Origin of the sequence: Nonomuraea thailandensis (assembly GCF_024172165.1) — a bacterium.
Classification (GTDB): Bacteria; Actinomycetota; Actinomycetes; order Streptosporangiales; family Streptosporangiaceae; genus Nonomuraea; species Nonomuraea thailandensis.
In genome coordinates this window covers 4,343,558-4,363,281 of sequence record NZ_JAMZEB010000002.1, presented here as the reverse complement: position 1 = coordinate 4,363,281, position 19,724 = coordinate 4,343,558, and the positions used below count along the sequence as shown (strand labels likewise).

General features: G+C 75.3%; 17 protein-coding genes and 1 pseudogene. 10 read left to right on the top strand and 8 right to left on the bottom strand.

The genetic code is table 11. The annotated features are described in order from the left end of the window. The first annotated feature begins 61 nt into the window (after positions 1–61). From HD597_RS23620 to HD597_RS23600, 5 genes are all read left to right on the top strand, one after another. Positions 62–2,101 (top strand): SpoIIE family protein phosphatase, encoded by a 2,040-nt coding sequence (locus HD597_RS23620; RefSeq protein ID WP_253744869.1) that lies wholly within the window; start codon positions 62–64, stop codon positions 2,099–2,101. A 40-nt stretch (positions 2,102–2,141) separates the two neighbouring features. Then, on the top strand, positions 2,142–3,350 hold the full coding sequence (locus tag HD597_RS23615; protein WP_253744868.1) for an erythromycin esterase family protein: 1,209 nt from the start codon (positions 2,142–2,144) through the stop codon (positions 3,348–3,350). Between the two features lie 151 nt (positions 3,351–3,501). Then, entirely contained in the window at positions 3,502–4,005 is a 504-nt protein-coding gene (locus HD597_RS23610; protein WP_253744867.1) for a MarR family winged helix-turn-helix transcriptional regulator, read from the top strand. 130 nt (positions 4,006–4,135) lie between these two features. Next, positions 4,136–5,047 (top strand): LLM class flavin-dependent oxidoreductase, encoded by a 912-nt coding sequence (locus HD597_RS23605; RefSeq protein WP_308210685.1) that lies wholly within the window; start codon positions 4,136–4,138, stop codon positions 5,045–5,047. Beyond that, positions 5,044–7,266, top strand: a complete 2,223-nt coding sequence (locus HD597_RS23600; RefSeq protein WP_253744866.1) for an LLM class flavin-dependent oxidoreductase — start codon at positions 5,044–5,046, stop codon at positions 7,264–7,266. The genes HD597_RS23605 and HD597_RS23600 overlap by 4 nt, the downstream gene beginning before the upstream one ends. A 6-nt stretch (positions 7,267–7,272) precedes the next feature. On the opposite strand, the gene HD597_RS23595 is transcribed toward HD597_RS23600, so the two are convergent. The 3 genes from HD597_RS23595 to HD597_RS23585 all read right to left on the bottom strand — a co-directional run bounded on the left by HD597_RS23595 (position 7,273) and on the right by HD597_RS23585 (position 8,626). Next, complete coding sequence (locus HD597_RS23595) at positions 7,273–8,079, bottom strand: aminoglycoside 3'-phosphotransferase (protein ID WP_253744865.1); 807 nt, start codon at positions 8,077–8,079, stop codon at positions 7,273–7,275. A 71-nt stretch (positions 8,080–8,150) separates the two neighbouring features. Next, the gene (locus tag HD597_RS23590; protein WP_253744864.1) at positions 8,151–8,411 is read right to left on the bottom strand and encodes a hypothetical protein; all 261 of its coding nucleotides are present in this window, start codon (positions 8,409–8,411) and stop codon (positions 8,151–8,153) included. Beyond that, entirely contained in the window at positions 8,408–8,626 is a 219-nt protein-coding gene (locus HD597_RS23585; protein ID WP_253744863.1) for an NUDIX hydrolase, read from the bottom strand. Before HD597_RS23585 ends, HD597_RS23590 begins: the two co-directional genes overlap by 4 nt. Positions 8,627–8,749: 123 nt before the next feature. On the opposite strand from HD597_RS23585, the gene HD597_RS23580 reads away from it, so the two are divergent. Then, positions 8,750–10,015 (top strand): cytochrome P450, encoded by a 1,266-nt coding sequence (locus HD597_RS23580; RefSeq protein ID WP_253744862.1) that lies wholly within the window; start codon positions 8,750–8,752, stop codon positions 10,013–10,015. Positions 10,016–10,147: 132 nt separating this feature from the next. Continuing rightward, the gene (locus tag HD597_RS23575; RefSeq protein WP_253744861.1) at positions 10,148–11,356 is read left to right on the top strand and encodes an alpha/beta fold hydrolase; all 1,209 of its coding nucleotides are present in this window, start codon (positions 10,148–10,150) and stop codon (positions 11,354–11,356) included. Positions 11,357–11,426: 70 nt separating this feature from the next. On the opposite strand, the gene HD597_RS23570 is transcribed toward HD597_RS23575, so the two are convergent. Beyond that, entirely contained in the window at positions 11,427–12,170 is a 744-nt protein-coding gene (locus tag HD597_RS23570; RefSeq protein WP_253744860.1) for an SAM-dependent methyltransferase, read from the bottom strand. Between the two features lie 165 nt (positions 12,171–12,335). Between HD597_RS23570 and HD597_RS23565 the strand changes: the two genes are divergently transcribed. Together HD597_RS23565 and HD597_RS23560 are read left to right on the top strand one after the other, a co-directional pair. After that, entirely contained in the window at positions 12,336–13,649 is a 1,314-nt protein-coding gene (locus tag HD597_RS23565) for an FAD-binding oxidoreductase (RefSeq protein WP_253744859.1), read from the top strand. A gap of 138 nt (positions 13,650–13,787) precedes the next feature. Beyond that, positions 13,788–14,390, top strand: a complete 603-nt coding sequence (locus tag HD597_RS23560) for a GNAT family N-acetyltransferase (protein ID WP_253744858.1) — start codon at positions 13,788–13,790, stop codon at positions 14,388–14,390. 26 nt (positions 14,391–14,416) lie between these two features. Here the strand turns inward: HD597_RS23560 and HD597_RS23555 are convergent, their stop codons facing one another. From HD597_RS23555 to HD597_RS23540, 4 genes and pseudogenes are all read right to left on the bottom strand, one after another. Next, positions 14,417–14,977 (bottom strand): TetR/AcrR family transcriptional regulator, encoded by a 561-nt coding sequence (locus tag HD597_RS23555; protein ID WP_253744857.1) that lies wholly within the window; start codon positions 14,975–14,977, stop codon positions 14,417–14,419. Positions 14,978–15,078: 101 nt separating this feature from the next. Next, positions 15,079–15,609, bottom strand: a pseudogene (locus HD597_RS23550) (sugar O-acetyltransferase); the annotation flags it as partial. Between the two features lie 90 nt (positions 15,610–15,699). Beyond that, entirely contained in the window at positions 15,700–16,032 is a 333-nt protein-coding gene (locus HD597_RS23545; protein WP_253744856.1) for a hypothetical protein, read from the bottom strand. A 91-nt stretch (positions 16,033–16,123) separates the two neighbouring features. After that, a complete protein-coding gene (locus HD597_RS23540; RefSeq protein WP_253744855.1) occupies positions 16,124–17,617 on the bottom strand; it encodes an MFS transporter in 1,494 nt (497 codons plus the stop codon). A gap of 59 nt (positions 17,618–17,676) precedes the next feature. On the opposite strand from HD597_RS23540, the gene HD597_RS23535 reads away from it, so the two are divergent. After that, positions 17,677–19,710 carry an AfsR/SARP family transcriptional regulator gene (locus HD597_RS23535; RefSeq protein WP_253744854.1) on the top strand — a complete coding sequence of 678 codons (2,034 nt, stop codon included), beginning with the start codon at positions 17,677–17,679 and terminating at the stop codon, positions 19,708–19,710. The last annotated feature ends 14 nt before the right edge of the window (positions 19,711–19,724 follow it).

Genomic DNA, 19,724 nt, shown 5'->3' with positions numbered 1-19,724 from the left:
TTCCCGCTCGCCGATGAGGGGTATCAGAGGCGAGAGGTGTGACCATCGGGGGGAGGTCACCATGGCCAGGGACGGCTCGCGCTGCGGCCTGGCGTTCGAAGTGCTGGATCCCGCACCGGTGGGAGTGGCCGTCACCAGCGGCCCCGACCACCGGTTGCTCTACACCAATGCCATGTACCGGGCACAGTTCGGCGAGAGACCGAGGGGGCTCCCGCTGGAGAAGGCCTTTGCCGAATTCGTACAGAGACGTTACGGCCGGCTGTTCGACGAGGTGTACGCGACGGGCGAGCCCGTCGTGCTCACCGCGGCTCCGTCGAGCATGGCCGCGGGCGACCAGGAGGAGGAGCGGTTCTTCACCTCCAGCCTGTCGCGGGTCTCCCTGGAGTCGGGCGAGCACGGCGTGCTGGTGGTGACGACGGAGGTCACCGAGCAGATCAACGCGACGCAGGAGTTCCGGGCGATCGCCGACGAGCGCAGCCGCATCCTGCGGCGCTACGAGAGCCTGATGCGCGTCAGCGCGGAGATCATCTGGGTGGCGGGGGCCGAGGGCGAGGTCATCGAGCCGAGCCCGAGCTGGCAGCGGGTGACCGGCCAGCCGTGGGAGGAGTTCCGTGGCCACGGCTGGCAGGAGATGCTGCATCCGGACGATCGCGAGCCGACGATGCAGGCGTGGTGGCGGGCGGTCAACGGCGGCGCGGACATCTGGGAGCAGGTCTACCGGCTGCGGACCGCCGACGGCTGTTACCGGCACTTCCGGGCGCAGGCCGTGCCGATCCGCGACAACGGCCAGGTCGTGGAGTGGGTGGGCACCTGCAGCGACATCGAGCAGCAGTGGCGTGACCGGCGGCGCCAGCAGGTGCTGGACCGTGCCACCGCGGCCACGGCCGACCTGACGAGCCTGCCGGACATGCTCGGCGCGCTGGCGGACGTGATCGTGCCGGAGCTGGCCGACGGCTGCGGCGTCCACCTCGTCACCGACCTCACCTCCATCAGGCAGGTCGGGGTGCCGTTCGTGGTCGAGCGCCTGGCCACCGCCGCCCGCTCGGGCCTGCGGCGGCTGCCGCCGTACGGGGAGGAGCATCTGCCCGCCGACAACACCCTGGTCAAGGCCGTCCAGCAGCGGCGCCCCATCCTGAAGATCTTCCCGAACGGCTCTCCGCCGAGCAATCTCGCGTCGGCGGAGTTCCAGGCGTGGCTGGTGGCCAACGACGCCAACAGCCTGCTGACGCTCCCGGTCGTGGTGGACGGCGCGGTGCCCGCCGTCGTCAGCGCCGTGACCTGCGAGGACCGCTCGCCGATCGGCTGGGACGACATCGAGCTGCTCGGCGAGATCTTCGACCACGCGCACGACGCGCTGAGCAACGCCATCCGCTTCCAGCGCGCGCAGCAGGTGGCCCTAGCCCTGCAGCACAGCCTGCTGGCCGAGCCGCCGACCCTGCCCGACCTGGAGATCACGGCCCGCTACCAGGCGAGCCCGTCGGCGGCGGAGGTCGGCGGCGACTGGTACGACTCGTTCGTCCTGCCCGACGGGGTCACCGTGGTGGCCATCGGCGACGTGGCCGGGCACGACCTGGGCGCCGCGGTCACCATGAGCCAGCTGCGCAACATGCTGCGCGCCCTGGCCATGGACCGCTGCGAACCTCCCGGGGAGATCCTCACCCGGCTCAACCTGGCGATGGAGTCGCTGTCCGGCGACGTGACGGCGACGTGCGCGCTCGCCCGCGTGGAGAAGGTCGACGGCGGCCACCAGGTCCACTACGCCGTGGCCGGGCACCCTCCGCCGCTCCTGGTCACCGCCGAGGGCGACAGCTGCTTCCTGAACGGCGCGGTCAGCCCTCTGCTGGGCTTCCGCCACGAGCACCCGTGCTCGTCCGAGGTGCTGCCGCTGCCGCCGCGCAGCACGTTACTGCTGTACACGGACGGTCTCGTCGAGCGTTCGGGTGAGCACCTGGACCGGGGGCTGGAGCGGCTGCGCAGGCTGGCGGGCTCGCTGGCGGACGAGCCGATCGACGCCTTCTGCGACAATCTGCTCAGCGGGCTGCCCACCACGGGGCTGGACGACATCGCCGTCATCGCGTTGCGGCTGCCGGCCGAGACCTGACCGCCGCCGTCCCCGCCACGGCCCCGACCCGAGGGAGAACATGCCGGACGACGTGACAGCCTGGCTGGCCGGCCGGGCCGTGCCGATCGGAAGCCTCGACCCGGGCTCTGGCCTGGCGGAGCTGGGCCCGCTGCGCGACACGCTCCAGGGCGTGCGCCTGGTGGGGCTCGGCGAGGCCACGCACGGCAGTGCGGAGTTCTTCCTGCTCAGATGGCGGCTGACGGAATTCCTCGTCAAGGAGCTCGGCTTCACGATCCTCGCGATCGAGGCCAGCGCCGCCGCGGCGCGCGCCGTGGACGCGTACGTCGGCGGCGGTCCGGGCGACCCCCGCGAGGCGCTGGCGGGCCTGGGCTTCTGGACGCTGAACACCGCGGAGATGCTGACGGTGCTCGAACGGCTGCGCGAGCACAACCGCACCGCCGCGCGGCCCGTCCGGTTCGTCGGGATCGACCCGCAGTATCCGGGGATGGCGCTGCAGGCCCTGCGCGACTGCCTGGGTGAGGCCGCCGCGCCCCTGCTCGACCCGCTCGGCGTCCTCGACCGTACGGGCCTCCGGCAGCCGTGGCAGCCGCTGGACCGGCAGGTCGAGGCGGACGCGCGCCGCCTGGAGGAGCACGTGGCCGCGCACGGACCGGCCGAGGCGCGTGAGCACGCCCGGATCCTGCGGCAGTACGCCGACGTGGCGAGCAGGCCGTTCACCCACGCCGACCCGATGCGGACCCTCGGCGTCGCCCGCGACCGCCACATGGCGGAGAACGCCGCCCGGCTGCTGGCCGAACCCGGCGCCAAGGTGGCCCTGTGGGCGCACAACGGCCACGTCATGAAGAGGTCCCACAGCGGCGGCGCCGTGCCCGCGATGGGGATGCACCTGGCCAGGGAGTTCGGCGAGGCGTACTACGCGCTCGGCGTGCTGTTCGGCCACGGGAGGTTCCGCGCCCACCGGCGGCGGTTCGGCAGGCTGGTACGTGGCAGGCCGCCGGCGCTCTTCCGCGTCCCGCCGGTCGACACGCCGCGGCACGTGGCGGCGCGCCTGGCCGCGGCCCGCCCCGGCGACTACCTGGTCGACCTGCGCGGCGGCGACCGTCCCGAGCCCGTGGCTGCCTGGCTGGCGCAGGCCAACCACCTGCGTGCCTTCGGCGGCATGGCCGTGCGGCTGACCGCCGCGTTCAGCTTCATGCCGACGGTCCTGGCCGACGAGTTCGACGGCCTCGCCTTCCTGCGGCAGGTCAGCGCCTCCACCCCGTTATGACGCGGCGGGTGAAGGGCCGTCCCGCAGGGGGCCGCCCGGCAGGCACCCGGGCGCGGCGCCGGCCGGCGTCAGGTCCCGCGCCCGCCGCGCGATCAGCCGGTCTCGCCAGGCGCAGGGAAGCCTGTCCCGGACGCCTGGATATGATGCGCCTATGAGCACCGACCGGCCAGGAGACGCCCCCGGCGGCGACAACCTCGGCTGGACGCTCGGCGTGCTGCTGCGCGCCTACCAGAGCACGGTCGTCACCGTGATCGGCGACCTGCCGCACGGCCCGCGCGGCTACCAGACGCTCGCCGCCGTGGTGGGCGGAGAGCATCCGACGCAGCTCGCCCTGGCCGCCCACCTGGGCATCGACCGCACCGTGCTGACGTACCTGCTCGACGACCTCGTCGAGGCCGGCCTGGTGGAGCGCCGGCTCAACCCGGCCGATCGCCGGCAGCGCCGGATCGTGGCGACCGCCGAGGGCGAGCGCGCGTTCCGGGAGCTGGAGCGGCGCGTGCGCGACGCCGAGGACGGCCTGCTGGGCGCGCTCGACGCGGCCGAGCGCGACACGTTCAGGAAACTGCTATGGCGGGTCGCCTGCGACGTACGCGACATCGACCCGGTCGCCGACCCCTGTGACGTGGCCGAGGAACTGCTCTCCGACGGCCGCTGAGCCGCTATCCCGAACTCCTTGCATACGCGTGGAATGCCCGTGCGCAATTGGCTGTTGTGCAACTCGTCTGCCGCAGAGATAGTCTGCTGCACAACATATCTGCCTTGCTCGGGCGGAGGAGGAACACACCATGCCTGACTACGGGCACGACCTGACGTTCGGGTCCTTCATCACGCCGGCGAACGCCTCGCCGAAGGAGGTCGTCGCGCTGGCCCAGGAGTCCGAGGCCGCCGGGCTCGACCTGGTGACCTTCCAGGACCACCCCTACCAGGCGGCCTTCCTCGACACCTGGACGCTGCTGTCGTACGTCGCCGCCAGGACGGAGCGCATCCGCCTGTCGGGCAACGTGATCAACCTGCCGCTCCGCCCGCCCGCCGTGCTCGCCAGGGCCGCGGCCAGCCTCGACCTGCTGAGCGGCGGCCGGTTCGAGCTGGGTCTCGGCGCGGGGGGCTTCTGGGACGCCATCGAGGCCATGGGCGGCCGCCGGCTCAGCCCCGGCCAGGCCGTGGACGCGCTCAGCGAGGCCATCGACGTCATCCGCGGCGTCTGGGACGCGGGCAACCGGGCACGCCTGCGCGTGGACGGCACGTACTACCAGGTCGACGGGGCCAAGCGCGGGCCCGCCCCGGCGCACGACATCGGGATCTGGCTGGGCGCGTACAAGCCGAAGATGCTCCGCCTGACCGGCGCCAAGGCCGACGGCTGGCTGCCCTCGCTGCCCTACATCCAGAGCCTGGACCAGCTCGCCGAGGCCAACGCGACCATCGACGCCGCCGCGGCGGAGGCCGGGCGTGAGCCCGCCGCCGTCCGCCGCCTGCTCAACATCACCGGGCGCTTCGGCGCGGCCGGTGACCGGTTCCTGTCCGGGCCGCCCGAGCAGTGGGCCGAGCAGCTCGCGGTGCTGACCCTGGAGTACGGCTTCTCCGGCTACATCCTCATGGCCGACGACGCGGCCGTCATCCGCACGTTCGGCGAGCAGGTCGCGCCGGGGGTGCGGGAGCTCGTGGCCGTCGAGCGGGCCGGCCGGGAAGCGGGGCGATGACCGTGGACCACGGTCACCCGCTGCGGTTCGGCGTGCTGCTCACGCCCGAGGCCGATCGGCCGCAGGCCGCGGTGGAGCGGGCGCGGCTGAGCGAGGAGCTCGGCTACGACGTGGTGTCCTTCCGGGACTCGCCCGGCGGGATCGACCCCTGGACGCTGCTGAGCTGGGTCGCCGCCCGGACCAGCCGCATCCGCCTGCTGGCGGGCCCGGTCGGGGAGGCCGTCAACCCCGCGGTCGTGGCACGCGCCGCCGCCGGCCTCGACCTGCTGTCGGACGGCCGCGTCGAGCTGGCCCTGCGCCCGGCTCCCGCCGTCGCGGCGACGTCCGAGGCGCTGGACGTCATCCGCGGCATCTGGGCGGTGAACGTGCGCTCGCCCCTGCGCCTCGACGGGCGGCACCACCGCCTGGCGGGCGCCGAACGCGGCCCCGCGCCGGCGCACAACATCCCGGTCTGGCTCGCCGCCGGCACCCATCCGCAGGCCCTGCGCCTGGCCGCCGCCAAGGCCGACGGCTGGCTGCTCACCGCGCCCGGCCCCGCCGACGGTTCGCCGCTCACCGCGCCCGGCCCCGCCAACGGCCCGGCGCTCACCTGGGACGACGTCCGCGACGAGCTCGCGGCGGCCGGCGCCGTGATCGACGAGGCGGCCCGGGCCGAGGGGCGGGACCCGCGCGAGGTCCACCGCCTCGTCCACCTCGCTCCCACCGCACCGCCGGAGCGATGGGCGGCCGACCTGCTCCCCCTGATCAGGGACGACGGCGTCAGCACGGTCATCCTCGCCACCGACGACGAGCAGACCCTGCGCCGCTTCGCCGCCGAGGTGGCCCCCGCCCTGCGCGCCGCCAGGGGAGAGGCGACCCGCCCCGCCCTCCGCGCCCTGTTCGTGCGCCGCCACCGCCGCGAGGGCATCGACTACGACGCCGTTCCCGCCGCCCTCGCCGAGTCGGCCGTCGAACCGGGAGACGCGGCCTTCGCGCGCGTCCGCTCCACGTACCTGCGCGGCGGATCCCCGGGGCTGGTCCTGCGGCCCGGCACGCCGGCCGAGGTGAGCCAGGCCGTGCGCTTCGCCCGCACCCAGCCCGTGAAGCTGTCCGTCCGCAGCGGCGGGCACGGCATCAGCGGCCGCTCCACCAGCAACGGCGGCATCGTCATCGACGTGTCCCGGCTCAGCGCCATCGAGGTGCTCGACAAGGCCACCCGCCGCGTCCGCGTCGGACCGGGCGCGCGCTGGGGCGACGTCGCCGCCACACTCGCTCCGTACGGCTGGGCGCTCACCTCCGGCGACTACGGCGGCGTGGGCGTCGGAGGGCTGGCCACCGCGGGCGGCATCGGCTGGTTCGTCCGCGAGCACGGCCTGACCATCGACCGCCTGCGCGCCGTGGACATGGTGCTGGCCGACGGCAGCCAGGTGCACGCGGACGACGAGGAGAACGCCGACCTGTTCTGGGCCGTCCGCGGCGCCGGGGCGAACTTCGGCATCGTCACGGCCTTCGAGTTCGAGGCGCACGAGGGCGGCGAGGTCGGCTTCGCCCAGCTCGTGGTGGACGCCACCGACACGGCGGGCTTCCTCCAGCGCTGGGGCGCCGCGATGGAGGCCGCCCCGCGCGACCTCACGAGCTCGCTCATCATCGGCCAGGCCCGCCCCGGTCAGCCGATCGTCGCCCAGATCATGGCGGTCGTGCACTCCGGCGACGTCGAGACCATCATCAGCCGGCTGCAGCCGATCGCCGCCACGGCCCCGCTGCTGGACCACTCGATCCAGGTGCTGCCGTACGAGGCGATCATGCACGTGCCGCACGGCCCGCACGACGCCCAGGGCGAGCCGGTGACCAGGGCCGGGCTCGCCGACCACCTCACCCCGGAGCTCGCCGCCGCGGCCGCGCGGCTCGTCGCGAGCGGGCGCACGTACTTCTTCCAGGTCCGCGCCGCCGGCGGCGCCGCCTCCGACGTTCCCGCGGACGCGACCGCGTACGCGGGCCGCTCGGCCGGATTCTCGCTCGTGGCGTTCGGCCCCGGCCGCCGCGCCCTCGACGAGGCGTGGGACGGCATGCTGCACCACTTCTCCGGCCAGTACATCAACTTCGAGACCGACCTGCGCCCCGAGCGCGTCCAGGAGGCCTACCCCGAGCCCACGCTGAGCAGGCTGCGCGCGCTCAAGCGCCGCTACGACCCGGCCAACGTCTTCCGCGACAACTTCAACATCACCCCGTCGGACGCCTGACCGGCCTCACGCGACGTCCCACAACAGCCGGTAGTACGCGATGCGCTCCTCGTCCGGCTCGATCCCGTACCCCTCGTACAGGTGAGCGTCATGGCCAGGCCCGAAGTCGTATTCCGTGCTCCACGCGGCCACCGCCAGGTCCGCCCAGCGGTCGGCCAGGCCGAGCGAGCCGAGATCGACGTGCGCGGCGAACGTGCCGTCGTCGTGCAGCAGCGTGTTCGGCACGCACGCGTCGCCGTGGCAGACGACCAGCCGGTCGACCGGCGGCGGGTCGCCGAGCCGGGCCCGGGTCTCGGCCAGGCCGAGGTGCCGGTGCTCGGGCGCCCAGTCGGCCGGCCCCTCGCCGTCGGCGATGCGCTCGTCGGCGCGCCGCAGCCGCCGCTCCACGCCCCAGTCGAACGGGCACCCCGCCACCGGCAGAGCGTCGTGCAGCAGGCGCAGCCCCCGGCCGATCGCAGCCGCCGCGACGGCCGGCTCGGCGGCCCAGCGCGGATCCACCGCCGACACCCCGGGCACGGCCGCCGTCACCAGCCACTCGCCGCCGGCGTCCTTGCCGTGATCGAGCACCGGCGGCACCTTCACCCATCGGCCGGCCCACGCCAGCCGCGCGGCCTCCCCGCCCAGGTCGATCTCCGGGGTGCCCGCGGCGACCCACTTGGCGTACCGGGTGGCGCCGCCCGGGGCGTCGAGGCGGAACGTCAGCCCGCCCAGCTCGTTGCGCCACACCGGGGTGACGCTCTCGCCCCGCGCCAGCGCGGCGATCACCTCGGGAACGGGCACGGGACCGGTCGGCACCTCGGAGTTCACGCTCACGAGAACCGGATCCTGCCAGCCGGGCCGATCCTCCGGCAAAGCGTTTTCCCTCGGCAGCCGAGCCGGGACCGTCAGTGCCGGATCAGGCCGCCGACCGGGACGGGAGCCACATGGCCGGTCGCGGGCAGGCTCCTGGCCAGCGCGAGGCCGACGTCCACCAGCGACGACCGGCGCAGCCGCGCGATGCCGGGGATCGGGGTCCAGACCGACTCCACGATGTCGCCGCCCGGCTCGGGCCGCAGCCGGCCACCGGTGATCCGGACCTGGTAGAAGACGCCGACGTTCTGGTGCTCGGGCAGGCCGGGCAGCGGCCGGTCGGCGGCGGGGATCACCCGCGAGTCACGCCCAGCAGGCGTTCGACCACGCCGTCGCAGCCGGTCTCCTCGGCCAGCTCCCGGATGACCGCGTCGAACGGGTCCTCCCCGTGCTCGACCTTCCCGCCCGGAAGCGTCCAGTTCGGCTCGCCGCCGTGCCGGCCCGCGTGGTGCGCGAGCAGCACCCGTCCGTCCTCGATGCACACGGCGTACGCCGCCAGCCGGAAGCTCATCGCCGCACGCTACCCAACACCCGGGAGCCGCGCCAGCGCCGGCTCGCGCGGGTTGACCTTGACGCGACGTCAACGTCTTGACTGGGACGGACGACCGCGACCACCACTCCGAGAGGCGCGCGCATGATCCTCCCGTTCGACCGGCCCGGCCCCCTCACACCCCCGCCCGAGTACGCCCGGCTCCGGGACATCGCCCCCGTCGCCCGCGTGCGAACCCCCGACGGCCGCGAGGCATGGCTCGTGACCTCCTACGACGCGGTCGCGACCGTCCTGTCCGACCGCCGGTTCGGCCTCGCGCCGCCCGGGGACGCCCACCCCGGCAACGAGACCCTGTTCCAGGACGGCGAGGCGCACGCCCGGCTGCGGCGGCTGGTGTCGAAGGCGTTCGGGCCGCGCGCGATCGAGGGCATGCGCGCCCGCGTCGAGCGGGTGGCGGACGAGCACGTCGCCGCGCTCGCCGGCTCCGGGCCGCCCGCCGACCTCGTGGCGGGGCTGGCCGCGCCGCTGTCGATCACGGTGATCGGGGAGCTGCTCGGCGTGGACGCCGGTGATCGCGCGCACGTCGAGGAGCTGGCCGGGGCCGGTGGCGCCGACTTCGTGTTCGGCGACGAGGAGGAGCTGGCCAGGGCCGGCGAGGCGTGGGAGAAGCTGACCGCGTACGCGGCCACGCTGGTCGAGGCGCGGCGGGCGGCTCCCGGTGACGACCTGCTCAGCTCGCTGATCGCCGTACGGGACACGCAGGACGGGCGGCTCGGCGACGGCGAGCTGGTCGCCATGGCCGCCACCGTCGTCTCGGCCGGCTACCTCTCGGCCCGCAACGCCATCTCCACCGCCACCCTCCGGCTGCTCGCCGAGGACCGCCTGACCGACGTCACGGGCGCGCTGGATGGGGAGGGACCGCCGTCCGGCGCGGGCGAGCGGTGTGCCGTGGGTACGCCGTCCGGCGCGGGCGGGCGGCGTGCGGTGGATACGCCGCCGGGCGCGGACGGGCGGCTGGGTGCTGTCGTGGAAGAGGTGCTGCGCCTGCAGTCCGGGCTGACCGGCGAGCCCTTCCCCCGCTTCGCCCAGACCGACCTCGACCTGGCCGGCGTCGCCATCGCCGCCGGTGACCTGGTGCTGGTCCGGCTCGAAGCCGCGCACCGCGACCCCCGGCACTTCCCCGACCCCGACACGTTCGTGGCGGGGCGAGGCTCCAGCCCGTCCCTGGTGTTCGGGCACGGCGTGCACCACTGCCTCGGCGCGCCCCTCGCCCGCCTGGAGGTGGGCGCCGCACTCGCCGCCCTGGCCCGCCGGCTGCCCGGCCTGCGCCTGCTCGGCACGGCCGGCGACCTCACCTGGGCCCGCGACGGCGTCGACATCGGCCCGGCCGCCCTCCACGTCACCTGGTGACTGACCCGCACCGCCGGCCCCGGCCACCTGGGAACGACGCGTGCAGCGAGGACAGCCCGCCGGGTCTGCGCGCACTCCCTTCACCCGCGTCATACGCTGGATCACACACCACCGCCGATCCCAGGAGAGGCGATGAGGGCGAAGGCAACGGCCGGGCTGCTCATGCTCCTGACCGTCCCGATCGGGCTCGTCGTGGGGCTGGGCGCGCTGTGGGCCGTCGCCGCGGCCACCGGCAACCGGCACGTCGCGCTGGCCGTGGCCGCATCGGCCCTGGCAGCCGCCGTCTGGTGGCTGTGCCGGACGGCGCTGCGGCGGGCGCCCAGCTCACGGGTACGGCGCTGGGTGCCGATCGCGGTCGCCGCGGCGGAGCTGGCGGTCGCGGCCGTACCCGTGGCGGGCCTGCTGTTCGGCGGCCCACCGCCCCGGCCGATCGTGGCCGGCCCGGGCACCCGCTACTGGGACCTGCCGACCGGCTCACGCATCGCCTACACCCGCACCCCCGCCCAGGGCGAGCGCCGGGACACGCCGGTGATCCTCGTGCACGGCGGCCCCGGCGCCCCGGACGCCGAGCCGTCCCCGCTCGCGCCCGCGCTCGCCGCCGAGGGCTTCGACGTGTACGCCTACCACCAGGTAGGCGCGGGCCTGTCCAGCCGCCTGCCCGACGTCAGCGGCTACACCCTCGCCCGGCACGTCGCGGACCTGGACGCCGTCAGGGCCGCGATCGGCGCCGACCGCGTCATGCTGGCCGGCGTCTCCTGGGGCGCCCAGCTCACCGCCGCCTACCTGGCCGCCCACCCCGGCCGGGTGGCCCGCGCGGTCGTGGCCTCGCCGGGGACCATGTGGCGTCCCGCCTTCCCCGGCGACAGCCAGCTGACGGAGAGCGGGCTGCGTGACCAGACCCAGGCCCTGTGGGAGCACCACCCGCGCATGCTGCTGGCCGCCGCGCTCACGGAGATCACGGGACCCCGCACCGCCCACGCGCTGCTGCCGGACGGCGCGATGGACGGCGAGTTCGAGGGCCTCGTCGGCCGGATCGACCTGAGCTCCGGATGCCAGGGACGGCCGCTGCGGCTGCCGGCGTCGGGGGGCGGGTTCTGGGCCAACGTCATGAGCGCGCGCGACGCCGGCCTGGCCGCCGATCCCCGGCCCGCGCTGCGCCGGGTCCACGTGCCCGTGCTGGTGCTGCGCGGCACGTGCGACTACCTGTCGCCCGAGGTCGCCCGCCAGTACTCCGAGGTGCTGTCGCACGCCGTCCTCCGCGAGATCGACGGCGCCGGCCACGCCATCGCCCACGACCGGCCCGACGCCTATCGCGAGCTGGTCACCGCGTTCCTGCTCTAGGCCCGGCGCGGCAGGAGGGTGCCGGGCCTGGTGCGGCAGGAGGGTGCCGGTCCGGCGCGGCAGGAGCGCTCTAGGTCTGGCGCAGCAGGAGCGTGACGAAGCCCAGGACGCCGCGGTAGCCGCCGAGCCACAGGTCGCGGTGCTCGCGGGCGGCGGCCAGCGCGGCCTCGCCGTCCGGGCCCGGGTGGTCGAGGGCCCAGCGGGTGAGCGTGCCGGTCCAGGACCACTCGTACTCGTCCCACTCGGCGAGCGTGCTGGTGTGACCGTAGACGGTGGCGTATCCGGCGCTCTCCACGCGCTCCACCGTCCCGGGCAGGTCGGCGTACTCGCCGGGCTCGGCGCCGAGCCGGGCGAGCTGCTCGGGTGTGGGCGGGCGCTCCCAGAACCCGTCGCCGACCAGGGCCAGCCCGGAGGAGGGACGCAGGTGGCCGCGCACGGCGTCCAGGGTCGGCGCGAGGCCGCCGAAGGCGTGCGTGGCGCCCACGCACAACACCAGGTCGTACGGCTCCTCGGCGGCGAACGAGGCGGCCGCGCCGTGGTGCAGGCGCAGCCGGTCGGACACCCCCCGGCGCTCGGCCTCCTCGACGGCCGCGGCGAACCCGGTGTCGGAGAGGTCCACCCCGTCGGCCGTCGCGTCGGGGTAGAGCGACAGGGCCCTGACCAGCCACGGCGCCTCACCACAGCCCAGGTCGAGGATGCGGGCCCGCGCCGGCGGTCGCGCCCGGGCCAGCAGCCGCTCGAGGTTGTCCTCGCTGACCGGGGCGGCGATGGGGTGGTCGGCGTGGGCGTGGTGACTGATCAGATGGCGTTCCATCCGGCGCAATATGCCGCACCGGAGGTCAGGACGGCAAAACGGGCGAGCCGCCAAGCCCCGTGTCCAGAAATTTCCGGCGGCCCGGTCACACTTCCCCGCCGGCATCCGTCATATCCGTGCCCCGGGACGGCCGGGGCCGACGATGACATGAGGACTGAGGACGACATGACGAACACGGATCTGCGCGCGGCGGTACGAGGCCGGGTTTCCCTCCCCGGCGACGACGGCTTCGAGCAGGCGGCCAAGGCGTGGAACCTGTCCGTGCGCCAGCCCGTGGCCGCCGTCGTGGAGGCCGCGGACGCCGCCGACGTGGCGGCCGTGGCCCGGTACGCGGCCAGGACCGGCCTGACGGTGACCGCCCAGCCGAGCGGCCACGGCGCGTCCGGCGACACCGAGGGCGTGATCCTGCTGCGCACCGGGCGGCTGGGCGGCGTGGAGGTGCGCCGCGAGGAGCGGGTGGCCAGGGTGGGCGCCGGGGTGAAGTGGGGCGAGGTGCTGGCCGAGACCGGGCCGCTCGGCCTGACCGGGCTGGCGGGCAGCAGCCCGGTCGTGAGCGTGACCGGCTACACGCTGGGCGGCGGCCTGAGCTGGTTCGGCCGCAGGTACGGCTTCGCTGCCGACAGCGTGCGCGCGTTCGAGGTGGTGGGGCCCGACGGCGAGCCGGCCACGGTGACCGAGAGCTCCGACCCCGACCTGTTCTGGGCGTTGCGGGGCGGCGGCGGCGACTTCGCGCTGGTCACCGCGATCGAGTTCGACCTGCACCCGGCGCCCGCCCTGTACGGGGGCCGGGTGATCTGGCCCGGGCACCGCACCCGGGAGGTGTTCGAGGCCTTCCGCGAGATCACCGCCGAGGCGCCGGACGAGCTGTCGGTGTGGTTCAACAGGTTCCAGTTCCCGCAGGCGCCGCCCATGGTCGCCGTGGACGTCGCCTTCCTCGGCGAGGAGGGCGACGGCCGCGCGCTGCTCGCCCGCCTGGACGGGATCGGGGACGTGATCGCCGACAAGCGGGGCCCGCTGCCCGTGGCGAACCTGGGCGCGATCACCGACGAGCCCACCGACCCGGCGCCCGGCCGCTCCCGCGCCGAGCTGCTCACCGGCCTGGACGACACCGCGGCCAAGGCGTTGCTGGACACGCCGCTGGAGCCGGTGCTCGCCGTGCAGGTCAGGCACGTGGGCGGGGCGCTGGCCGCCACCCGCCCCGGTGGAGGGCCGAGCGGCCCGATGACCGAGCCGTACCTGCTCTACCTGCTCGGCCTGGCGCTCAACCCGGAGCTGTCCGCGGCCGTGGGCGCCCGGCAGCAACGCTTCGCCGACGACCTGGGGGCGCTGGTCAGCGGGCGCAAGCCGTACACGATGCTGGGGGCGGGCGAGCGGGCGGCGGCGGCCTTCGCCGAGCGGGACCTCGCCCGGCTGCGGGACATCAAGCGGGCCCGCGACCCGCGCGGCGTCCTGCGCGCCAACTTCCCCGTCCTGGCCTGAGCCGGCTCCCCGTCCTGACCCGGGCGGGCCTGCCATGACAGCGGTGTACGGCTTTTGGTACGTTGTGTCGCCTCTACGGGGGATGCCTACGGCCTGCCCGTAGGACCATCCTCACCTTTGTGACCGTGGAGCTGCCTGATGTTCGCGACCTCCCTGGGAGACGACGGCGCGGTGCTGCGCCCGCTGGAGCCGTGGCGGGCCGGGGAGTTCCTGGCCCACATGGACCGCGGGCGGGAGTTCATCGGCCGGTTCATCGCGCTGCCCGACGTGGTCGTGGACGAGGCGTCGAGCCGGGCCTTCCTCCAGGCGTACGCGGACAAGGCCGCCGCCGACACGGCCCGCATCTACGGCATCTGGAAGGACGGCACCCTGGTCGGCGGGGTCCTCTTCCGGACGATGGACGTCAAGATGGGCACCGCCGAGGCGGGCTGCTGGCTGGAGCCGGCCGCCGCGGGCAAGGGGCTCGTCACCCGGGCGGCCCGCCTGATCATCGACTGGGCCGTCGAGGAGCGCGGCATCCACCGGGTGGAGTGGCTCGTCGCGGCGGGCAACCAGGCCAGCATCGCCGTCGCCCGCCGGCTCGGCATGACCAGGGACGGCGTGCTGCGCGAGAGCTACCCGCACCGGGGTGAGCGGCACGACGTGGAGGTCTGGTCCGTGCTCGCGCCGGACTGGCGGGCCAGCAAGGCCCTCGCCACCGGCGCCTTGACGCCGTCGGCGCCCGACGCCTCCGGCACCTGACGCCTCCGGTGCCGGAGGCCCTCGCGTCAGCGCAGGTACCGGAGGATGGCGTGGCGGATCTGATCGGCCGTCATCGGATCGGTCGACAGGGCGCTGTGCAGGACGAGCCCCTCGATGAGCGCGTCGAGCTCCCTGGCGGTGGTGGCGTCGAAGTGACGCTCCAGCGACCGGCGGCTGCGGGCCATCCAGGCCTGGGTGACGGCCCGTAACGCCGGGTTGCGGGCCGCGGCCACGTACAGCTCCACGGAGAGCACGAGATCGTGCTGCGAGCCGAGCAGGTACTCCGACACCAGCGTGATGACGGCCTCGGTCGCCTCGCCGCGGTCGCGGGCGGTGCTCAGGCGCTCGTCGAAGACGCGCGCCACCGCGTCGGCGTGCCGGGTGAACGCCTCGGCGAGCACCTCCTCCAGCGACGAGAAGTGGTACGTCATCGAGCCCAGCGGCACGTCGGCGGCCCGCGCGATCTCCCGGTGCGTCGTGCCCGCGACGCCGCGCTCGGCGATGACGGCGAGCGCGGCGTCGATCAGCCGGTCCCGCCGCCCGGGGTCGTGCCGCCGTGGCCGCCGCGGCGAGGCGGGCCCGCTCACGTGCTGCCCGCCCCCGCAGCACCCGGTCCGGTGCCCGGCCCAGCGCCCGGCTCAGCGCCTGGCCCGGTGTCCGGCTCGGTGCCGGCTCCGGTGCCCGGCCCCACCGTGCGGATCACGCGGGCGGGGTTGCCGACCGCGACGACGTTCGCGGGCAGGTCGCGGGTGACCACCGCGCCGGCGCCGACCACGGTGTTCTCCCCGACCGTGACCCCGGCCAGGACGATCGCCCCGCTGCCCAGCCACACGTTGTCGCCGATGGTGATCGGCCGGGCGGCCTCCCACTTGGCCCGGCGCAGGTCCGGATCGACGGGGTGCGTCGGCGTCATGAGCTGCACGTTCGACCCGATCTGCACGTCGTCGCCGATGGTGATCGGCGCCACGTCCAGGGCGACGAGACCGTAGTTGGCGAACGACCGGGCTCCGATGCGCAGGTGGCTGCCGTAGTCGACCCGGAGCGGCGGCCGGATCACCGTGCCCTCGCCGACCGCCCCCAGCAGCTCGGTGAGCAGCCGGTGCCGCAACTGCGGATCGCGGGCCGACGACGCGTTGAACGCCTCCATCAGGTCCATGGCCCGCGACATGTGCTCGGCCAGCTCCGGGTCGTCGGCGATGTACAGGTCACCGGCGAGCATCCGCTCGCGCATCGTGCGTCCGTCCACGTCGTGTCTCATATGTACGAGCGTACATAAGTCAGCAGCCGTCCGACGCCAGGCGCGTGCTCGTCACCGCCAGACGCCGCAGGGCGGCCTGGGACGGCGAGCCGGGGCCACGGTGAAGACGTCCAGGCGCAGCGGCGGGTCGTCCGGCAGCGGCAGCAGCTCACCGTGCATCTCGATGACGCCGGCCTGCGGATGCTCCAGCCGGTAGGCGCGGTGCGTGACCCGCGCACGATGGGCGCCGGCCGGCGCTCGGTGGACGTGCTCAACTCGCGCCTGGAGCGCGGCTGGGTGGTCAACCCGGGCATCGCGGGGAACCGGCTGCTGGTGGACGAGATCGGCGAGCACGCCCTGGCCCGCCTGGACCGGGACGCGCCGGCGACGCCGGGGGCGAGGCACGTCCTGGTGCACTTCGGCATCAACGACCTCGGCCTGCCGGGCATGGCCGGCCTGCCTCCCGCGTGTGAACGTGACCGATCTGGCCCTGTGATCAGCGGTGGCCCTGCTCGCCCATGGGGCGTACGTGGCGCAGCAGCGTCAGGGCGAGCACGGCCAGGACCAGCACGAGGGCCGTGCCGACGGCCGTGACCGCGAGCAGCCCCTGGGCGAACGCGGCCCGGGCCTCCGCCACCAGGGGCGCGGCCGCGGCGGGCGGCAGGCCGGCGGCGGCGTCGAGCGCCTCGCCCAGCGAGCCGCCCGCCTGCGCAGAGGTCACCGAGCCGCCGTACACGGCCGCGCCCACGCTGCCGAGCAGCGCGATGCCGAGCGCGATCCCCAGCTCGCCGCCGCTCTCCGCCATCGCCGAGGCCGACCCCGCCCGCTCGGGCGGCGCCGCCCCGACGATGAGCCCGAGCCCGAGGGCGCCCACCGGCGCCATGCCGAGGAACGCCACCGTGACGCCCCCGACCAGCGCCACCAGCCCGTTCCCCGCCAGGACCACGGCGAAGCCGGCCGCCGAGACCACCAGCCCCGCCCCCACGACCAGCCCGGGACGGAGCACCCCGACGAGCAGCGGCGAGGCGAGGGACCCGGCCACCAGGCCCACCGCCGGGACCGCCATCCACAGGCCGGCGACCATCGGGGAGAGCCCCTCGACGAGCTGCAGATGCTGGCTCATGAACAGGTAGACGCCGCCCTGCACCACCATGGCGCCCGCCAGGATCAGCAGCGCCGCCGTGAACGAACGATCGCCGAACAGCCGCAGGTCGAGCAGCGGCTCGGCGAGCCGGCCCTGGCGCCGTACGAACGCCACGCAGAACAGCAGCCCGGCGCCGAGCGCCGCGTACGCGGAGACCTGCGCGGGGTCGGCGGCCAGTTCCTTCAGCCCGTACACCAGCGGCAGCACCGTCCCCAGCGACATGACCACGCTGACCAGGTCGAGCCGGCCCGAGCCGGCACCCCTGGCGGGCTCCGGCAGCAGCACCAGGCCGCCCGCCACCACCAGCGCCATGATCGGCACCCCCATCAGGAACACCGAGCCCCACCAGAAGCTCTCCAGCAGCAGCCCGCCGATCACGGGCCCGGCCGCCGCCCCGCCCATGAAGCAGGCGGTGAACACGCCGATGGCCATGGCCCGCCGCCTGGCATCGGGAAACAGCCCGGCCACCAGCGCCAGGGCCGACGGCCCGAGCGCGGCCCCGGACAGTCCCAGCAGCACCCGGGCGGCGATCAGCATCGTGGTCGTGGTGGAGTACGCGGCCACGGCCGAGGCCACCCCGAAGGCCGCCGCGCCGATCAGCAGGAGCCTGCGCCGCCCGATCCGGTCGCCCAGCGAGCCCATGGTGATCATGAAACCGGCGATCATGAAGCCGTACACGTCGGTGATCCACAACAGCTCCGTCGCGCTGGGAGCCAGGTCGGCGGCCAGGTGGGGGAGCGCCAGCATCAACACCGTGTTGTCCACGGCGAGCAGGAGCGTGGCCAGGCAGAGCACGGACATCCCCAGCCACGCGCGCGCCCCTGAGCGGGTTTGCACAGTCGTCATGCGATCAGCGTGCCGCTCAGGCGTTCGGATCTGATTCGGAACTGCTTAGGGTGAGATCCATGCGCTTCGCCATACTGGGGCCGCTGGAGGCGAGCACGGACGACGGCGGAGCCGTGCGCGTGCCCGAGCTGAAGGTCCGTGCGCTGCTGGCCTGCCTGCTCGCCCACCACGGACGCGCCGTGCCGGCCGGGCGGCTGATCGAGGGCCTGTGGGGGCCGCAGCCGCCGGGCAGGCCGCTGGGCGCGCTGCGGGCCAGGGTGTCGCAGCTGCGCAGGGCGCTGGAGGAGGCCGAGCCGGGAGGCAGGGAGCTGGTCGTCACCCGTCCGCCCGGCTACGTCGTCGGCGGTGACACCGACGCGCGGCGCTTCCAGGAGGCCGTCGAGCGCTCCAGGGCCGCCGCCGGGCCGGGGGAGCGGGCGGCGCTGCTGGCCGAGGCGCTGGCGTGGTGGCGCGGGCCCGCGTTCGCCGACTTCGCCGACGTGCCGCTGGTGCGCGGGGCCGCGCTCCTGCTGGAGGAGCAGCGGCTGGCCGCCCTGGAGGACTACGCCGACGTGCGGCTGGACCTCGGCCAGGACGCCTCCCAGGTCGGCGAGCTGACCGAGCTCGCGGCGCAGCATCCCGCGCGGGAACGGTTCCACGCGCTGCTCATGCGGGCCCTCTACCGGTCGGGGCGGCAGGCCGACGCGCTGGAGGTCTACCGCGCCCTGCGCGGACGCCTGCGCGACGAGCTGGGCCTCGACCCCGGCCCCGAGATCGTCGCCCTGCACCAGGCGATCCTGGAGCAGAGCCCCGGCCTGCGCCGCCCGCCGCGTGCCCCGGCGCCGGTGCCCGCCCGGCTGCCCGAGCCGCTCACCGAGCTCGTGGGCCGGGACGAGGCGCTGGCCGAGCTGGTCGCGTTGCCCGGCACGGCGCGGCTCGTGACGCTCACCGGCGCGGGAGGTGTGGGCAAGAGCCGGCTCGCGCTGGAGGCCGCCCGGCGGCTGGCCGGAGGGTTCGACGGCGGGGCGTACCTGGTGGAGCTGTCGGGGGTGCCCGCGGGGTCGCCGCCCGACGTGGCCGACGCGGTCGCGGCGGCGCTCGGCCTGCGCGACGACGGCGGGGCGGCCGACCAGGGCGAACGGGTCGCCGCGGCCCTCGCCTCCCGGCGGACGCTGCTGGTGCTGGACAACTGCGAGCACGTCGTCGAGGCGGTGGCCAAGCTCGCCGAGCTGCTGCTGCGCACAGGGCCCGGCACCCGCGTGCTGGCCACCAGCAGGGAGCCGCTCGGTCTGGCCGGCGAGGTCGTGCGGCAGGTCCCGCCGCTGGACGCCGCCGCGGCGGCGCGGCTGTTCGTCCTGCGCGCCGCCGAGAACGAGCCGGGCCTCGTCCTGGACGCCGGGGTGGTCGAGTCGATCTGCCGCCGGCTCGACGGCATCCCGCTGGCGCTGGAACTGGCCGCGGCCCGGGTGCGGTCGCTGGGCGTGCGCGTCCTGGCCGGGCGGCTCGACGACCGGTTCCGCCTGCTGTCGGCCGGGCGCCGGTCCGGCCCCGCGCACCAGCGGACCCTCAGGGCGGCGATCGACTGGAGCTGGGAGCTGCTGACCGAGCCCGAACGCGTGGTGCTGCGCCGCCTGGCCGTGCAGGCGGGCGGCTGCACGCTGGAGGCCGCGGAACGGGTGTGCGCCGTCCCCGGCCCGATCCCCGGCGGCCCGCCGGGCGACGCCGGGCCGCAGGTTCCGCAGGACCTCGATCCCGCCGACGTGGTGGATCTGCTGGGCCGGCTGGTGGACCGGTCGCTGGTGGTGCGGGCGGGGGACCGGTACCGCCTGCTGGAGTCCGTGGCGGCGTACGCGCTGGAGCGGCTGGGCGAGGCCGGTGAGCGCGAGCCCGTCCTGCGCCGGTACGCCGTCTACTACACGCAGCTCGCCGAGTGCGCGCGGGCGTACCGGAGCGGGCCCGCCCGGCACCACTGGGTGCGCAGGCTGGACGCCGAGGCCGCCAACCTGCGCGCGGCCCTGGAAGCGGCCCGCAGCCTGGGCGACACGCGCCTGGCCGCCAGGCTCACGGGCTCGCTCGGCTGGTACCGGACCCAGTCCGGCCGCGCGGGCGCCTGAGCCGGGGCGCCGGG

Bases quoted from the DNA above. Each gene is read 5' to 3' on its own strand.
- HD597_RS23620 (WP_253744869.1), top strand. From the start codon at position 62: ATGGCCAGGGACGGCTCGCGCTGCGGCCTGGCGTTCGAAGTGCTGGAT.
- HD597_RS23615 (WP_253744868.1), top strand. From the start codon at position 2,142: ATGCCGGACGACGTGACAGCCTGGCTGGCCGGCCGGGCCGTGCCGATC.
- HD597_RS23610 (WP_253744867.1), top strand. From the start codon at position 3,502: ATGAGCACCGACCGGCCAGGAGACGCCCCCGGCGGCGACAACCTCGGC.
- HD597_RS23605 (WP_308210685.1), top strand. From the start codon at position 4,136: ATGCCTGACTACGGGCACGACCTGACGTTCGGGTCCTTCATCACGCCG.
- HD597_RS23600 (WP_253744866.1), top strand. From the start codon at position 5,044: ATGACCGTGGACCACGGTCACCCGCTGCGGTTCGGCGTGCTGCTCACG.
- HD597_RS23585 (WP_253744863.1), bottom strand. From the start codon at position 8,626: ATGAGCTTCCGGCTGGCGGCGTACGCCGTGTGCATCGAGGACGGACGG.
- HD597_RS23580 (WP_253744862.1), top strand. From the start codon at position 8,750: ATGATCCTCCCGTTCGACCGGCCCGGCCCCCTCACACCCCCGCCCGAG.
- HD597_RS23575 (WP_253744861.1), top strand. From the start codon at position 10,148: ATGAGGGCGAAGGCAACGGCCGGGCTGCTCATGCTCCTGACCGTCCCG.
- HD597_RS23570 (WP_253744860.1), bottom strand. From the start codon at position 12,170: ATGGAACGCCATCTGATCAGTCACCACGCCCACGCCGACCACCCCATC.
- HD597_RS23565 (WP_253744859.1), top strand. From the start codon at position 12,336: ATGACGAACACGGATCTGCGCGCGGCGGTACGAGGCCGGGTTTCCCTC.
- HD597_RS23560 (WP_253744858.1), top strand. From the start codon at position 13,788: ATGTTCGCGACCTCCCTGGGAGACGACGGCGCGGTGCTGCGCCCGCTG.
- HD597_RS23540 (WP_253744855.1), bottom strand. From the start codon at position 17,617: ATGACGACTGTGCAAACCCGCTCAGGGGCGCGCGCGTGGCTGGGGATG.
- HD597_RS23535 (WP_253744854.1), top strand. From the start codon at position 17,677: ATGCGCTTCGCCATACTGGGGCCGCTGGAGGCGAGCACGGACGACGGC.